This window comes from Amycolatopsis sp. H20-H5 (assembly GCF_035828755.1).
Lineage (GTDB): Bacteria > Actinomycetota > Actinomycetes > Mycobacteriales > Pseudonocardiaceae > Amycolatopsis.
On the sequence record NZ_JAYMZS010000004.1, the window covers coordinates 125501 to 142848 of the forward strand.

The 17348-nt window shown below is 65.0% G+C and carries 11 protein-coding genes; 7 read left to right on the top strand and 4 right to left on the bottom strand.

The window, feature by feature from the left end:
• The first annotated feature begins 1247 nt into the window (after window positions 1-1247).
• The 5 genes from QMK34_RS03430 to QMK34_RS03450 all read left to right on the top strand — a co-directional run bounded on the left by QMK34_RS03430 (window position 1248) and on the right by QMK34_RS03450 (window position 4885).
• Window positions 1248-1997 carry a hypothetical protein gene (locus QMK34_RS03430; RefSeq protein ID WP_326411338.1) on the top strand — a complete coding sequence of 250 codons (750 nt, stop codon included), beginning with the start codon at window positions 1248-1250 and terminating at the stop codon, window positions 1995-1997.
• A gap of 86 nt (window positions 1998-2083) precedes the next feature.
• Complete coding sequence (locus QMK34_RS03435) at window positions 2084-2608, top strand: hypothetical protein (protein ID WP_326411341.1); 525 nt, start codon at window positions 2084-2086, stop codon at window positions 2606-2608.
• Between the two features lie 48 nt (window positions 2609-2656).
• Entirely contained in the window at window positions 2657-3895 is a 1239-nt protein-coding gene (dnaN, locus tag QMK34_RS03440; RefSeq protein WP_326411344.1) for a DNA polymerase III subunit beta, read from the top strand.
• A 7-nt stretch (window positions 3896-3902) separates the two neighbouring features.
• Window positions 3903-4070 carry a hypothetical protein gene (locus QMK34_RS03445; RefSeq protein ID WP_326411346.1) on the top strand — a complete coding sequence of 56 codons (168 nt, stop codon included), beginning with the start codon at window positions 3903-3905 and terminating at the stop codon, window positions 4068-4070.
• Between the two features lie 89 nt (window positions 4071-4159).
• Window positions 4160-4885: a hypothetical protein gene (locus QMK34_RS03450; protein ID WP_326411348.1), complete on the top strand. Its 726-nt coding sequence runs from the start codon at window positions 4160-4162 to the stop codon at window positions 4883-4885.
• A 1540-nt stretch (window positions 4886-6425) separates the two neighbouring features.
• Here the strand turns inward: QMK34_RS03450 and fxsT are convergent.
• Window positions 6426-8792, bottom strand: coding sequence for an FxSxx-COOH system tetratricopeptide repeat protein (fxsT, locus tag QMK34_RS03455; RefSeq protein ID WP_326411350.1), 2367 nt, complete (start codon window positions 8790-8792; stop codon window positions 6426-6428).
• A gap of 916 nt (window positions 8793-9708) precedes the next feature.
• On the opposite strand from fxsT, the gene QMK34_RS03460 reads away from it, so the two are divergent.
• The gene (locus QMK34_RS03460) at window positions 9709-10674 is read left to right on the top strand and encodes a radical SAM/SPASM domain-containing protein (protein ID WP_326411419.1); all 966 of its coding nucleotides are present in this window, start codon (window positions 9709-9711) and stop codon (window positions 10672-10674) included.
• A gap of 382 nt (window positions 10675-11056) precedes the next feature.
• Here the strand turns inward: QMK34_RS03460 and QMK34_RS03465 are convergent, their stop codons facing one another.
• The gene (locus tag QMK34_RS03465) at window positions 11057-12004 is read right to left on the bottom strand and encodes a C40 family peptidase (protein ID WP_326411353.1); all 948 of its coding nucleotides are present in this window, start codon (window positions 12002-12004) and stop codon (window positions 11057-11059) included.
• Window positions 12005-12010: 6 nt separating this feature from the next.
• Window positions 12011-13045, bottom strand: a complete 1035-nt coding sequence (locus QMK34_RS03470) for a replication-relaxation family protein (RefSeq protein ID WP_326411354.1) — start codon at window positions 13043-13045, stop codon at window positions 12011-12013.
• Between the two features lie 706 nt (window positions 13046-13751).
• Here QMK34_RS03470 and QMK34_RS03475 point away from each other — a divergent pair.
• Window positions 13752-14501 (top strand): restriction endonuclease, encoded by a 750-nt coding sequence (locus tag QMK34_RS03475; RefSeq protein ID WP_326411357.1) that lies wholly within the window; start codon window positions 13752-13754, stop codon window positions 14499-14501.
• 193 nt (window positions 14502-14694) lie between these two features.
• Here QMK34_RS03475 and QMK34_RS03480 read toward each other — a convergent pair whose 3' ends face one another.
• The gene (locus QMK34_RS03480; RefSeq protein ID WP_326411360.1) at window positions 14695-17211 is read right to left on the bottom strand and encodes a helicase HerA domain-containing protein; all 2517 of its coding nucleotides are present in this window, start codon (window positions 17209-17211) and stop codon (window positions 14695-14697) included.
• Window positions 17212-17348 lie beyond the last annotated feature (137 nt).

The following is a 17348-nucleotide window of genomic DNA, read 5'->3' on the forward strand; positions in this document are numbered from 1 at the left end:
GGAGACCCAACGAACCGTCTGCCTGGTGACGTACTTCAGTACCACTTCGCTTCCGGCCGACGTGCTGGGCATCTCCACGACCTCGGCCCTTCGCCGTCGTAGAGGAAGCGAGTATCAACACCAACACGCACCGTTGCGCCACTCATCCAGCTCTCCTCAGCACCTGCGTCCGCCTCAACGGTCGGGTCGTGTCAACCAGAAAATGCTGTTACCACAACAGATGCAGCAATTCTGAACGCATCACGGGCAGTGGTCGCCGGGGTAGGCTCTCGAACGCCTGCGCGCCAACTCCAGCCGGGACTTGTGGATCACCGGCTCCCGCACCGTAGAAGCCCCAAAAGCGCCCGAGTAATGTTTCTGCCCCTTTTAGCAGCGGAAAGTCCGCCACGGCAATGCTAGAATCAGCGCGTCGACATCGACCGACGCTCACGCCTGAAACGCTTCCGATAGCGTGTCGGCGCGCCGCATCGGCTACGTCCGCTATAACCGATCCTCACGACCGGGTAACTGCCAGCAGGGACACCTTCCCGCCGGTCGGGCACACGGTGCGTAGCAACGTCGGCGACAACACCCTGACGGCCCAGTCTCAACCACGCTTCACAAATGAAGTGGAGATGAAGGCGCTGGTGAGAGAATGGAGCGAGCCGTGAGACCCTACATGCCCGTCCGCCTTCCCGTGTGCCTTCCCATCTGGCTACTCATCTGCCTGCCCACTAGAGAGGTAGTGGCTCGACGCTGCCTTGTTGCAGGTCGAGGAGCTGCGAGTACTGCCTGCGTACCTCCCGACTTGGGTGCCGGCAGGCACATAAACAGGCGGGCGGATGGATGGATATCGTTTTTGTTTGTCGCATTAAGCTTACTTATTTTTATCTAACCCTTTCTTGTCGATTGCCTCCTCTCCTCTCCTCTCCTCTCCTCTCCTCTCCTCTCCTCTCCTCTCCTCTCCTCTCCTCTAATCACTTTGCGTTGTGTCTTATCTGCTTCTGTATGTCCTTGGCTTGCGACTATGTCGATCGGTCTGCTTCCTCGATGGAAATTGCTTGCTTTGTTGGACGTTCCGGTGAAGGGGGCGAGAAATCCACGAATGGGGTATTGATTCTCCGTTTAAGGCGACTAGAATTGTAGGTATCAGAGAACGGGACGGCAACCCTGAACTCTGATTCTCAATCCAACACCGATCCGTTCGACCGAAAAGGTAGTCCGTGATGACTATTCTTCACGCGTCCGTGTCGCAATATTCGCTCACTGTGGACGCATCCGAAACCATCTCCGTCATGCTCGACAACGCCGACAAGCCCTGGGGTCGACGCCTGGACGAAGCCTTGCGCTTCGCCATGGTGTCGGGGTCGCCGACCTACGCCGTGTCGCCCTACGTCCGGGCGGAACTCTCAGACTTCCGCCCGGACCTGCCACAACGGCCGGACATGCCCGACGTTGAAGGCAACTCCGCATCGGACGTACTCGCCAAACTCGAGGCCGCGGGGTACGTCGACACCCGGACCGTGGTGCACGAGACGTCCGGGCAGGCGTATTTGTCCGACGGGCGCACGGTGACCGCGGTCCAGGTGCTGCGGCCGTTCGCGCTGGTCGGTGTCTGGTGTGGGTTTTCCCCGGCTGCCAACAGTCGCGTGATCCGGTACGGGCACGCCTACGCCGACCGCTGGACGATCACCGACCGTTCCTACATCGTGCCCGCCGGGTGGTATTTGGTCGGCGAAACCGGCGACTACACCGACACCCTAGTCGGCGTCGCCGGTATGAACAGCGATCCCGACGGATGGGTGTTCGAGCTGGAAGGGTTCGGCGCGTCCGAGTGCTCAGCGGGCTGCGAGTCGTGCGACGCCCGATGGGTGGCCTACGCCGATTCGTGGCACTTCCGGCCGGAGGACTGCGACGCCGACGCGTGGCACTTCGACGACGCCGACGACTTCGACACCGCCAATACGATTGCCTGCCCATCGTGCCGTACCGGCCGAGTCGGGTTCTTCATCTTCTGATCGTTCCGGCGCCCGCGGGCAGCTCCCAGCCGACGCGCCCGCGGGCCCGGTTTCCCTTTCGATCCCTTGCCCTTGTGAGGTTTGCGATGTTTGCTGCGCTCTACGTGGACGGTGTCCCGGCCGGACTGTCCGATGACACACCGGACACGGTCAGTCTCGAATTCGACGCCGACGCGTCCGCCATCCATCGATGCCGCATGTGCGGCGAAGACCTGACCGAAACCGCGGACGGATACGAAAGCGAGTCGAACGGCACGGTCTGTACCGACTTCGAACCCGCCACCGACACGGACCCGGAACGCGGCGAAGGTCCGCACGACCTGGAACCCATCCCCGTGTCCTGGTGCAACAGCGCCGCCGTGCACACCGAAGAATCAGAGGATTCCGTCACGGTGTCAATCTCGGTCGGCGACCCGCGAGGAGCGTTCACGCTCACCATCCGCCGGGTGCCCGACGACGTTGGCGGCGACCTCGCCGGATGCCTGATCATGCACACCCCGCACGCGGGGGACACCGCGCCGCATATGGAACTCACCCCGTTGCACGACGGAACCTACGCCGTCGGCCCGCATGCTCCCGCACGTCGTTTGCACTCCCTACCAGCGGCCTAGCCGCATCCGCAGCCCGTTCCACGCTGCACAACCACGGAGGTACCCACGATGACCATCACCGCAGACACCCCAACCACCACGCGGACCAGCTCGGTTGCCCGGATGGGTTTCACCACCGATCGCGCCACCCTGGCCGACGCCTTGACCACGGTCGGACTCGCCATCTCCAAACGGCCTGTCGTTCCGATGCTGGGCGGCGCGCTGCTGCAGGCCCGAGACGGCCATCTCACGATCACGGGCACCGACTACGACACGACCGTGACCGTCCGGCTCCCCGGCACGGTCGACACCCCGGGCACCCTGCTCCTTGATCACGGCGAACTCACCAAGCTTCTCGGCGCGCTGGTCAAGGGCACCCGCAAGCGCGATGCCGACGCACTGGCGGTCACCGTACGCACCCTCGACAACGGCACCCCAGTAGTTGATCTTGCTGGGTACACGATGCCCGTCACCGACTTCCCCGCCGAGGAGTACCCCACCATGCCCGGCGCCGGGCCGACCGTCGCGCAGGTCGACCGTGACACGTTCGCCCGCGACATGGCGCGCGTCATGGTCGCGGTCGGCACCGACGACGCCTTGCCCATGCTCACGGGCGTTCACCTCGATATCGCGCCCGGCGCGGTCACGATGGCAGGCACTGACCGGTACCGGCTCGCCATGGCGCCGCTCCCGGCGGTATCGACCACCGGAATCGGCGAGACCGTCGCCGCGCTGATCCCGGGACATCTGGTCGCGCCCGTCGTCAAGCGGTTCACCGGTGACCGTGTCCGGATCGGCCTTGACGACTCGACCAACCCGGGAGTCGTCTCGCTCACGTGCGGGCACGTCACCGTGTCCGTGCGGACGATCGACGCCGTGTTCCCGCCGTACCGCCAGCTCATCCCCGGTTCCGCGGCTGGCGTCATACAAACCGACCGCGCCGCCCTGTTGGCCGCGACGCAGCGCGCGGCGGCGGTGCTCGACGCGAAACGCCAGCGCGGCGGACAGGTCATTGTCACGTTCACTGGAACGTCGGTATCCGTCGCTCCCGCGCTCGAGGAGCACGCCGACACGGTGACCGCGCCCGAGCAACCAGCGACTGTCGACGGGGTTACCAGCCCCGAACGATTCTGGTTCTCGCCCGCCTTCTTCGCCGACGCGCTCACCAGCTTCACCGGCGACACGATCACCCTGCATACCCAAGCCAGCGTCCACCGCCCCGTCCTGCTCACCGACGCCGCCGACGGACTCACCACCGATGCGGCATTCCGGCACTTGATCATGCCCGTCCGTTCACCCGGGAACTGAGCCCGCCATGGACCACCGACAGAACGATCCCGCCGAGCTGATTGAACGACTGGCCGACGCCGTCGGCGCTTTGGCCGAATGCAACTACTCCGGCGGCGAATTCGAAGCCCTCATTGATGAACTGGACGCCGCCTTCAGCGACTACCGCGCCCACGGCCCGCACCCGTCGCCCTGAACGACGCACACCACGGAGCACATCGGGACAGCAACCCCGCGCGCCGCGGCATACCCAACACCGCAACCGCAGCAACCGGAAGGAACATCATGGACACGCCAGGCAATCGCCGCGCACGAGACGGCGAAGTCTACGTCGCGCTGGCCGACCGGAAACCTGCGTTCCCCGCAGTCATCGATGATAAGCGCTGGAACGGCTTTGTCCGCCCCCTATTCACCCGCGACACCGCCGAAGTCATCGCTGCGTGGCTGAACCTGCCGCACGCCAGCGATCCCGTGGTCGGGAATTACAGGGCCGTGTTCGACGACGACGTCCTGATCGTCGCCGACACCTACGCCGGTCACACGTACCGGTTCGAGCCCGACGCCGACCGTCGGTACGCGATCGGCGCCGGAGAGTGGATTTGGGAGCTGGGAACACCCGAGCCTGATGTGGCCGCGGAAACCGCGCTGCTCGCCGACACCGACAGGCTCACACCCGAGGACGGCGAAATCCTGGTCACGATGAACCTCACCGGATCCGACCCTGTATTCCCGGCCACGATCGACCCCGACGCAGGCTGGAGCCGCGCGAACAAGCCCCGGTTCCGTCCGGCGGTCGCGGCCGTCGTGGTCGCCTGGCTCAACGACACCGAACGCCGCCACCCCGGCGGACCGATGGCTTACTGGGACGACGGCACGATCGTTCTCGTGGACTGGCTCTCTGCCGCCGAAGACGGCTACCTGCCGACCCGGGTCGTCCGCGATCCCGACGGCTGTTACATGGTTGACACCGATTTCGAGTGGGAGCGACCCGCCGACGGCAATCGCCAGTAGGACACCAGCTCTACCAGCACGCATTGCGTGGCGCGTCGGGACAGCAACCCCGTCGCGCCACGCCGCAACCCCAACACCGCACCACACAACGAAGGAGCGATCCGCAATTACCCGACCGCCCGGACGCCGCACGTCCGCAACCCGCCGGAAGACCCGTCCCACCTTGTCGCTTGAAGAACGCGCCGAAAGCCTGGCGGCCGCCCGAGAGCAGCTGCTCGACGGAAAGAGGAATCGGTGGCCTGCATCGTGACCGCCGTATGGGACTGGACACCCTGGCCTACTCTTTGCCCTACGTCGAAGGCTGGGTCGCCGACCGCGACATCGGATGCCAATCCGCCGAACGCGTCCTCGCCGTCGCCGACGCCATCCTCGGCCAACAGGACCAGGTACCAAGCCGGGTGCACGTCGACGGGGGCAGCTCTCAACGTGCCGGACGCTGCCCGCATCGACGTTCGCGTCGCCGTCGCCTGATCGCCGCGCTCGCGCCCGTGGTCGCCGGTGAACCGACCGCAGGAGAAGTTGATCTTGATTTTCCGCGACGGCAATCGGAACACGTCAGAGTTTCTGGCGACGGCACCAAGCCGTGTGGAGTGGGCCCGGCGGATGAACACCTCCGAAGAGGCGCAGCAACTCACCCGCCGGGCATCCAACACCGCTCACCAACCGAAGGGCGCGCGGACCGCCAGCCTAGCGCATCACCTATCTGCCGGAATTCTGCCGGTCGCGGGCTCCGAGGTTATTGCTCGCGGACGGATTCCCACCGGTACCGGGACTTGGGTCAGCCTTCCTTCAAGCCCGGTTGCAACTACATCGCTGAACTGTTTCATGCCGTCGAAGTATCCGCACTCATCCGGAGCACTTTATGTCCCCGTCATCGCCTAAGAAGACCTCTCCGCCCGCTGCCACGAGTACGCGGAAACGCTGAGCAACCGCATTCAACCCGGAGGCGCACGCGCAAAAGATCGCTGAAGCCGCCTCACACGTCACCGAGACCGCGTGGCACGGAGCGTATGGAAGCGGCCGCCTTGACGTGCCCTCTCCGTCGTCGCGACGGTGGCAGCCTTGCCGCAGAAGGATTCCAACGGGCGTGACGTTGCCGAGGTTATGGGCGACTGGGATGCGTCAGGTTTCGTCGACTACGCCCGGCACACCTGGTCAGCCATCGTCAGGCAGCGCCCGGACACTGTGCACCTGGGCCTCTGACCTGCGCGATGACAGCTTTGCCGAGACGGAATGATCGACAAGAGTACGGGCCGGTGCCAAGTTCCGGTAACTGACGCGGGACCGTCTCGGTGATCGTGTCAGTGCGGGCGGGCTCTGACCAGCGGAATAACAGGTTATCCTAGACTGAACGTGCAGGATTCTTATTGGAGTTGTCATTTTTCGCAAGTACCGAGCGGAGCCGTGGTTAACTATGACCCGTGGCGGAAGAGTGTGTCGGGTTGCCTTGGGTGAAATGCACTTGCCGCGAACATGTAATCGTTTGTGTCAGGCGTGACCAACGGTCAGGTAAGAAGCCGACGCTAGGTAGAGCAGTAGGTCAGTCAGAGGGACTGTCCTCCAACGCCTTCTGCCAGTGGGCAAGCTCATCGCTGGTGGCCAGGGTGTCGGGGTGGTCTGCACTGAGCACACGCAGTCGGTCAGCGAGCAGCTCCACATACGCAGCCGCGGCGCCAGCGGGATCACCAGCCCTACCACGCCAGTGGGCAAGGTTAGCGCGGGCCGCCAGGGTGTCGGGGTGGTCGGGGCCGAGCACACGCAGCCGGTCGGCCAGTACGTTCTCGAACGCAGCTGCTGCGCCGGCGGCATTACCCGCTTCACCACGCCAGTAAGCGAGGTTGCTCACTGTGCTCAGGGTGTCGGGGTGGTCGGGGCCGAGCACACGCAGCCGGTCGGCGAGCAGCTCCTCAAACGCAGCTGCGGCACCTGCGGGATCACCCGTCTCACCACGCCAGTAGGCGAGGTTGCTCACTGTGCTCAGGGTGTCGGGGTGGTCGGGGCCGAGCACACGCAGCCGGTCGGCCAGCAGCTTCACATACGCAGCCGCGGCACCTGCGGGATCACCCGCTTCACCACACCAGTGGGCAACGTTGTTGCGGGTCGCTAGGGTGTTGGGGTGGTCGGGGCCGAGCACACGCAGCCGGTCGGCCAGTAGGTCTTCGAACGCAGCTGCGGCGCCGGTGGCATCACCCGTCTCACCACGCAAGTAAGCGAGGTTGCTGCGGGTAGTCAGGGTGTTGGGGTGGTCGGGGCCGAGCACTCGCAGCCGGTCGGCCAGCAGCTCCATACATGCAGCCGCGGCGCCAGCAGGATCACCAGACCGACCACGCCAATAGGCGTGGTTGTTGCGGATGGTCAGAGTGTCGGGGTGATCAGGACCCAAATTTCTGGTTGCCGCGGTGTCCATTCGCGCGAAGTAGTCCCGGGCCTGGCGCACCAACCCGGCCTCGCCCAAGCTGGACCCGACCCGAAACAAGACTGGATGCCCGTCCGGATGCCACAGATGAGCCCCGCCGACCGCGGTTACTGCCTCTGCATTAGCCCGCAGCATCTGGCCGACGACGGTATCCCGCTCGACCTGCGGCCACAGCGACGCCAGCGCGTCGGCCACTGCCCGCACCAGGATCGGCAGGCGGTCGGCGGGCACGGTGTCCCGGGTGACTCGCTGCACCAGGGCGTGTACCCGCACTGTGGGCCGCGTCGACCCCGAGGCCAGGCTGAGCAGGCTCAGCCTGTGCGCGCAGCCCACCCCGTCTCGTGCTTGCTCCGCGTCCACCTCGCGGCCACGTCGCCTCCGTCGTGGCCACAAGCGACGTACCTGTTTCCCGTCCACCTCGCGTCCGGTCGCCTCGGTCAGCAACGCCAACACCGATGGTGCTGTGAACAGTTCGATCGGGATGCCGTTAGCGTCCAGCACGCTCGCGACCTCCAACACCACCCCGGCCAGCCCAGTCGGTTCCAATTGATTGGCCTGCTCGATCGACAACGACCACGTCGCGGCCACCGTGGCCCGGTACTCATCGGGCAGGCTCTCCGGCTCAGGCACCAACCCCGCCAACTGGTGTCGCCAATCAGCCAGTCGTTCCCGGTAGCCGGCGCAGGACAGATTGCGATCCAGCATGAACGCAGCGGCCTGGGCCAACGCCAACGGCAAAAACCCGAGATCTGCAGCCAACTCGCTGACCTCGTCAAGCAGATGCTGCTGGTCGGAGAGGGCACCGATCAGGTAGCCGACTGCCTCAGCGGACGCGAATACGTCGATCTCGATCAGCCGGCGCCCGTGCCCTCGGAGCGCGGCGTCGCGACGGCGGGTGGTGACCACGACCTGCCCACACGGCGTGGCCGGCGGCCACAAGCCGCGCAGATCCGCCGGGGTCTGCACATCGTCGAGGACCACCAGCCACCGCGTGTCGGCGGTGGCCAACCAGGCCAGCAGCCGCCGGGCTCCCTGCTCGGGGTCGGGGTCATCGGTGCCCGTTAGGTCTGCGGCCAGGCGGGCATAGTCGGACACGAGCGCGTCCCGGGAGGTCGCGGTGATCCACACAAGCAGATCGACCTCGCCTCCGGCCCAGGCCGTCTCGGCGTAGTCCAGCGCCAACTGCGTTTTGCCCACGCCACCCAGACCGGACACCACACTGGTCGACGCCGCGCCGTCGGAAGTCAACATCGCTGTGTGGCCCGCGGCGGTAGCTGCGGCCAGGTCTAGGGTGATCGAGCGGTGCTGGAACGACGCCGCCCGCGGCGGAAAGGTCCCGTACCGGTAGGGCGGTGTCACCACAGGCCGGGCCGGCATCGGCGGGTGGATGTGGACGTCGTGGACCGTCCCGGCCTGGACCACGACCCCAGCAACATCACCCGTGATCGTGTTGGCCACGGCAGGTGGTGTGTGATCCAGCGGATCGTTCATGAGCCGATTATGACCACTTCACTGTCGGCTCAGCAGTGACAACCACCCGGTGTCACCAGAATGGTCCTGAGCCCGGGAGCGATCGCCGAGACGGATGGAGGTGACGAGGTTGTCGAGTGGTACATACCCGGGAAGTGGCGCTGACCTCGGTACGATGGGAAGTCCCTGACCAGTGGGACCTCCTCGAACTCTGTTGCCGCCGCGGCCACCAGTGTAGCCCGTATCTCGCCGTGCTGGCCCAGCCACGAGACGTGGAACCTGGATAGCTCCGAGGGGTGGTCCTCATCGCCCATGCCGCGCACATCGTCATTTCGATGAGACAAGCCAACCCTGGTGAGACGATCACCACCCCAACGAGTGAACGCGCAGCCGCCGAAGCGTCAACGGCGTGAGATTCGGCCACGTACCACAGTCGTAATATCCGGTTTTGGAGGTGACTTGCTCTCGGTCGTAACACGCTTGGCGTATCGGCGCAGCCGCACCAGGTCCAAATTCGTAGTGTCGTATGAGCGTGCAGCATCACCGCTAGCTGTTCGCTGTCGAGGGTTGGCCACGATGACAAGCTACCGTCCCGCAGAGTTGCACCCAAGAGATTCGGTATAGCAAAAAGTATAGACCCCTAGCCGAGCATTTCATCTAGTCGGTTACTTGTCGACTCCAGCTGCGGCGTGCAAACCTGCAACAATGGGGTGCCGCCGCATGCCCAGTATCTGTAACGCTGGACGGCGTGTACGCGTCTGAGTGGACGTGCATTGTCGTTAGCAGCATTGGATGCAGCTAACAACGGTCTATCTGAGGCGTACCGCCATCACCGGAAGATTGATCACGCCCGTGGTGCACACTGAGTCCGAGCGAGAGGTGCGACATGGAGTCTGTCGTAACAGATGCTGGCCATCCGCGGCGTGACACGCATTTCATGTGGCTTGAGATAACGAGCAACTGCCAGCTCGAATGCAGTCACTGCTACGCATCGAGCGGGCCAGGTCAAGGTCACGGCATCGTCTCTGCTGATCAATGGATGCAAACGCTCACGGAAGCCGCCATTGCCGGAGTCCAGCAGGTCCAGTTCATTGGCGGCGAGCCAACATCTCATCCAGCGCTGTCTCCTCTCATAACACACGCGCGTCAACTGGGACTGCGCGTCGAGGTGTTCTCGAATTTGTTCTCGATCCGCGAGCACGTCTGGCAAGCTCTCACACAGCCTGGTGTCAGCCTCGCAACCAGCTACTACTCTGTGGGCGGAGAGGTCCACGATCAGATCACCCACCGCGCGGGGAGCTACGGACGCACAAGAGCGAATATTGCGGAGGCGGCGCGGAGGGGAATTCCACTCCGTGTCGGGATTATCCGATTGTCTGAAGATCAGGGCATCGACGCTGCAGTGGAGGAACTTGTAAGCATCGGAGTTCATCGGAGCGCCATAGGCGTGGATGATCAGCGTGGGGTTGGGCGCGGGAGGGGCACAGAAGCCTGTGTCACTGAAGACGAGCTTTGCGGGAAGTGCGCTGATGGCGTATTGGCGATCATGCCGGATGGCACCGTACAACCCTGTGTCTTTTCGCGTGACGCGAGGTTCAAGGTAGGCAATATTGCCGCCGATAGCCTTACATCAGTGCTCAATGGCGAGCGGCTCCACCGAATAAGAGAGGACCTTACGTCGTTTTTCCTCCAGCGAGGGTCTATAGGGATCGATTGCCCCCCTGCCGAACCGACAGGCATCCAGAACTGTGGGCCCGCGTGTAGCCCAGCGTGTGCACCGCAGGGCAACTGCAATCCCATCGTTAACCCGCCACCTTGTAACCCCATTGCAGGACACCCTCCGCGGCCGGAGCCTCCGACTCGACCGCCGGGGCCGGTCTGTGGACCATATTCAGGTCGCTAACGGTGTTTCCGACCTCTCCCACCCGGCCTGCGTTGTAGCATTACGCTTTCGCGATGTTGTCTGGGCCGGCCTGACGAAGGGCCGGCTTGGTGGCGAGATTGCGCGGGCCGGACGTGACACCTGGGCATTGCCAATGCGGACCTGACTGTGGTCCTCGCCCAGGTCACGTCGCGTACGTGGTGCAGCCGGTTCTCTCACAAGCGGCAACATTCGCGACGCCTGAACCTCCGGTTGCAATGGATAAAACATCGTTGCATCCACATCTGACAGTCGAGGTCAACGGCACGCGGCACCTCCCGCTGGGCTGCAACAGGCAGTGCCCTGACCAGCAAGGACAAGTAGCATCGAATCACGGCCAATGTTGCATCAAATGCAATAAAGCCTAGTTAACCGGACGTGAGGCTCCGAGATGGTCGTCTCCGGCCCAGCGGTACGAGGAAATCTGGATCGGCTGCCCGAAGGTCGGCGCGTTGATCATCTTGCCGGCTCCGACGTACAGTCCCACGTGGTGGACGTTGGTCGGTGTGCCGTAGAAGACCAGGTCGCCGGGAAGTAGCGGCTGGTCGGCGGGCACCAGGGGGCCGGCGTTGTACTGCGTCTGGGCAGTACGGGGAAGCGAGATTCCGGCAGCGCCGTACGCGGCTTTGGTGAGTCCGGAGCAGTCGAACCCGGCATCTCCACCAGCGGGACCGTTGCCTCCCCACACGTAGGGCAAGCCCAATTGGCCGCACGCGAAGTTGATCGCCATGTTCGTCGCCGTATTCGACGCTTGGATAGTAGTGCAGTTTCCTTTTCCCACAACGGCATCGCCGTACTGCTTGGCCTGCGCGAGCACCTCGTCCACATACCAGTCGGCGTGGTTGTACGCGAAAATCGCCTTGCGGACGTCCTGCTGTGCACCGGAATCGCAGAGGTAGTAGGTGGCTGCGTAGATCGCGTCGTGGGGGTCGTATCGTGACGGCGGATCGGCCCCGCCCGCTGGGATCGGGTGGCGGGCTATGACACTGGCGAAGGTGTAGGACAGGAATTGCATCGGTCCACCTGCACCGGCGTAGTTTTCTCCATTGTGGACACCGGAGAGTGGGCTCCGTCCATGGTCGGACTCGATCTTGCCAATCGCTGCCAGGATGGACCAGTCCAGTCCCGGGCATGTTGTGGCGGCCCGCTGGTAGAGCGCGAGGTAGTCGGCTGGGATGTCGGCCAGGGCGGCGGGTGAGGGCTGGCTGCTACTGGTGTCGAAGATCGACTGGACTACGGCGAGGACGCCGCCACCGACGAGAAAGAGTAGCCCGATGGCGAACGCCGCGATGGTGCTGATCGTCTTGCCCACAGATGTTCACCTCCCGTAGTCGGTGGGCCCGAATGGGGGTGTTGGTCGCGGTGGGGCGGGATCGGGTCGCTCGTCGACGGTCTGGCGAGTTCGGCCGTCACCGGGCGCGTGTGGCTGTGGTTCGGCGAGATCGGGCCACAAGCTGGGAAGGTCGACCAGCCGGGTACGTCCGGCGGAGTCAGCGTCGCCGATGCGTCGCCACCGTGGTTCGGTCATGTCGACCGGGTTGGTGGCTGCGGCGGCGTTAGTGGTGGCCACGGGGACGCGGCGAGGGTGATCGAGCGACTGCAGTGTCTTGGCAAGCACCTGCCGGACGGTTGCTTCCCGTTCGGGGGTGGGCAGCCACAATAGGATGGGTGTGGTGATGCCTGTTGCGCTGGCGAGCTGTTCGTAGCGGATGAGCTTGGCGGCCAGCCGGGAGAGCTGTTCGGTGCCGAAGTCGAACTCGATGAACCACTCGACGTCGCGGCCAGCTTCGCGCCAGCGGCCGTAGCCGTCGGGGGTGATGATGTCGCCCCAGTGTCGCCCGCAGCGCGCGGCTGACCACCACGCTGTGAGTGTGCCGGTGGTGTTTGGCTGACGGCTGTGGTGGACGAGCGTGGTGAGCAGGCTGTTGCAGCCCACGGTGTGCGCGAGTTGCAGCGAGTACGCTCGGCCGACTTCGCGGTCACGGCTGTAGTTCATAGTCTTCGGCTCGATGCCGTCCTCGTGGGCCAGCACTGTCGCGCCAGCGGTGTCGAGGACGTAGTGCATCGGGTGCGAGCCGAGGTCGCGGTGCGGCTGGAATCGGTGCAGCACTCCCCATTTGTGGAGGTTGAGCAGCCGGAGGTTCGCCGCGCGTCGGGTGGGGAAGGCGAGGTCGACGATCTGGTGGGTGGTGAACACCTTGTGTTCGAACAGCATCCGCACCAGCCACCGGTCTCGGGCCGTCAGGTGTCTGACGAGCCAGGCGTGGTGGTCGGCGGAGTTGCGCACGCGAGGCACGTCGCGCGCGGGACGGTGCCCGCGCAAAGCGCGTTGCGGGGTCGGGTTACTGATCATGGACTAAAGCACCTCCATCAAAACAGGCGACTCGTGCACTTAGCCGAGCCGGTCGCGGTGCCCGGCTCCGCCGGTCTTCGGAGTGGGGCCAAGAGTGCTCATGACCAGACCGTCACCGGGACTTCGGGCGGTTTCGGATGCTTGTGCCTTCGGCCCAACTGGAGTCGTCCCGCAGGCGCAGCAGACAACGCTGACGGCATACGGCAAGCTTGAGCGCATGCCGAATACTCACGTCGACGTGTATAAGCTTCTCGATACAGGCAACTCCTGGAGGTGTCCTCGTTGCGGACACAGCACCAGGCAGTTTCCGGCCCTGTCACATGTGCGGGACGAGCAGACCGGAGACAGTGCCCACATCTGCTCGGACTGCGGCGATGACGAGGACTTCCAGATGTCGATCGATGGGACGTCTCCGACTGCAGCACAGCACTGGCCAGTTCGGCGCCAGTTGGGTTCGGTGGCGTCTGAGGAGTCGCGCGGAATCCGGTTGGGACCAACGTGCAATGCAACGGCCGCCACAGGGGATGTGCGAGTTGGCGTGCACTGGGATGGAAAATTGGAGGAGTGGCTGACCACAATCTTGACACTGGACCCTGACGGTCCACGCTCGCCCAGGGGTCTACATACCTGGTCATTCCCCACTCGGCGCCTGCTTGACGAGTACCTGGCGTCGGTTGCTGAGCGGCATGAGCCTGATGTTCGTCGATTGTTGCAGCACCTCCTCTTTGACGGTGTAACCTTCGGTTTTGATGACGATTTACATCTTTCCTTGATAGAGAAGCAAGAAAAATTCAAAGCGCTACAAGGGCAGTACGAGTACTTTCGCCGCTTGTCCCTAACTATGCGCCCTGGCATGCACGCGCACCCCGGAGTGCGCTGGGCGATCGACCTGCTACCCGACTCGCCAGCGCGCGCCGCCATGGTTGTTGAGTCGTACGCTCGCGCACACAGGGGCCGCCTTCCAGGAGGTCGAAGCGAGGGGCTCGCGGACGCGGTCGCTGTTATTAACACCTACTACATCGACAACAGCTCGATACCATGGCGTGAAGCGCTAATGGGAATTACACCGCGACAGTTTGAGTGCTTGATCGCCCGCCTCTACCTTGCAATAGGATTCGAAGTCATACTGACTCCGCCGACCGGCGACGGGGGAAGGGACGTAGTGGCGATGAAATCCACACCGGGCGGGAAGCAGAAACTGCTCGTTGAATGCAAGCAGTACGGTCGCAAAGTGGGTGTCCAGGAAGCGCGCTCCTTAATTGGAGTTGTTTCCAATGAGCATGCCACGGGCGGCGTACTAGTCACCACCAGCGGCGGCACCAAAGGTGTCCATGCTCTTGCCAGCGCCAACGCGCGCTTCGAGTTCGTTGATGGCCCACGACTGGTAGTACTCCTGAATAGGCATTTGGGCCCGCAATGGCCCCAGCGGCTCGACTGGCTAACGCGCCCCCTGTAGTCGTAGGATTCCTGTGGCCAGCCAGTGCATGACACCCGGGCTGAACTGGACCCCGGCACGAAGCTTGACTACCTCGCCACGCTGGCGATAGAACGGACCTCCGAATAGCGCACTGATCGAATACCGTCCCTTCGCCAGCCAGTGGGGATTGGCCGGGCTGGTGATGCCGGAGTGGCTGTGCTGGACGGGCCGTTCAGGTGGTGCGTCGGGGATCGAGTGGGGTCCGCTGAGCTGGGTCACCCTGCTCGACGTTGGGCGCGGTCGGCGGTTGGGTGTTGACCTTGGCGCGCCGGCGGATTTCCCTGGCACGTCCGGGGACCGCAGGCGATAGTTTCTGGGTTAGGGCGGTGAACGGTGGTACTTCCTCGCTGTCGAGTACGAGGCGGGCGGCGATGTGAAATCGGCCGAGGTTGGCGAGGTCGTGTTCGGTGAGCCTCGGCAGGGTGTGGCGTGCCAACGATCGCGCGTCCTCCGGTGAGGCGTTGAAAATGATCTTGCTTCGGGCGTTGGTAGAGATCCCCTCCTCCAGCTCGCGGGGAAGCTGGCGCAGGTACTGGTGGGCCAGCGTCATGGACAGCCGGTAGCCGCGGGCTTCGGCGAGCATGTCCTCCATGGGGTAGGCGAGGTTGAGGAAGTTATGGCATTCGTCGATGTAGAGCCCGGCGTCGTGGCGCTTGGACTGTGGAATGCGGGCGCGACGGGTCGCCGCCTGCCAGGTCCGGGCGACGACGATGGACCCGATCAGCCGCGCGGTGTCCATGCCGAGTGCGTCTTTGCCGAGCCGCACGAGGCAGATCCCGCCGTTGAGCACGTCGTCCATGTCCACGGTGGACTCGCCGCCAGCGAGCGACGCCCGGACGAAGCGGCGCAGCAGGAGCCCGCGGAGCTTGTTCATCAGCGGCGCGACGACCTGCGCCCGGCTGGCCTCGGATAGCTCGTCGTACCAGGTCCAGAACCCGAGGAGGAGGCTGTCGGTGAGCTGCTCGAGCGCGCGGTGCCGGAACGCCGGCACCGTGAGCAGCGTGGGCAGGTCGGCCAGCGTCGGGGTACCGGGCAGCTCGCGCAAGGTGAGTAACCCGGAACGCAGGATGTCTTCCGTGCGTGGTCCCCAGCTGGAGGAGTAGACGTGGGAGAAGATCGATACCAGGTTGTCCACGACGCGGGCGGTGTCGTCGCCTTCGAGCGGGTTGAGCACGGGCGGGCGGGAGCGGCTGTCGGCGTCGAAGAGCACCACTCGCTTCCCGAGCCGTTTCGGCAGGCGCATGAGGATGTCTTGGACCAGGTCGCCCTTCGGGTCCACGACGACCAGGCCGCGGCCGGCGTCAGCGTCGTCGAGGATCATCCGGGCCATCAGCTCGGACTTCCCTGATCCGGTGGCGCCGAGGATGTGCAGGTGATGCCGGGCGTCGGAGACCCGCAACCCGACCGGCCGCGGGTGGCCGGAGTCGCTGATCCCGATCGGCTTGACCCCTTGGCCTTCGCCAGGTATCCCGGGCGGTGGCGGAACAGCCTTCGCGCCGGCGCGCTGCAGACCGGGGATCGCGTCGTCGGTGGGGACATGCGCGAGCACGGCCAGCTCGGCGATCGAGAGCAGATCACCGGCGGGCAGCCGTCGCTCGGCGACCGCTTGCACGGGGTTGGCGAGCCGGACCCGGCGGTAGTAGTTGTGCTCGCTGAACGCGGCGAACGCCGACGCGATCGCGTGGCCGCGTCCGCGCAGGTGCTCGCGCACCGTTACCCGTTCAGCTTTGGTGGCCTCGGCGGGAACGAGGGTGGCGACGGCGTAACGGATCCGCGTCTCGTACTGCGAACCCCGCTGCTTGGCGACGATCACCCGGTCCTGGGCCGAGTTCTCCAGCGACGTCTGGTGATCCACCACGGGCTTCTTCGTCGCGGTGTTCGGGCGGCGCGTGCCACTGTGCGGGGTGACGAGGTCCAGCAGCCGTCCTGCCAGCTTTGCTGAACTGCCTGCACGGACGCGCCGTGCTGCGCGGCGGGCTTTGCGGACGCGGGATCCGGTGACCGGGCGCGCCAGGATCTGCACGACCGCACGTTCGTGGTTCGCCAGCCCGACCGGTGCCCCGAGGAGCGCGCGGACCGGGTCAGCGGGGAAGTCGGTGCGGATGGGGAGGGCTTCGCTGCGCGCGAGCCGCAGCTCACCGCCTGCGGCTTCGACTGTCTTTCCGGGTGGTGCGGTGAGCGGGATCGGTGGCTTCGCTGGGCTGGGGCGGGTGTGGGCGCCGGGCCAGGCGGCTTCGATCGCTCGCTCGGCCATGCCCGGCGGCACGAATCCTGGCAGCCACAGCCGCAACGTCACGCCGCTGTGGGAGAACACGTATTCCCAGACGATGTGCGGCTGGCCGTGCACGCGCCGTTTCCAGCTGGGTCGCAGCAGCCCGACGAGGTTGGCGTAGAGCGCCGCGGCGCCGTCGGGGTCCACGGTCGGCGGGGCGAGCACAGTCACCATGCGCGCCCCCACGCCAAGCCGGTCGTGACACCGCCGTCGCCACCATCGGCGGCCGATCAGCCCGGTGGTGATGGCGAGGATGGCGGCGGGCCCGAGAATCGGGCCCCACGACACCGCGAACACGCGCAGTGCGGCGAAAACGGCGTGCATCGCCGCGCCGGGGTCGCGCAGGTAGTTCTGCAGCGGTGAGTTCAGCATTGGCTCGCTACCGGCGGGAAATGGCGGAATGCGGTCACGGAACATCGTTTGCTCCTCGCGCGTGGCGTTTGCTGGTCATGGCTGCGTGCCGGTGGCAGCCGTTTTCTGCCGCCCCGTAGATGGCGGACGCGTCGCAGGAAGACGCGAGCCGCGGCGATTGCCCCTGGATGACAAGGCCGCCG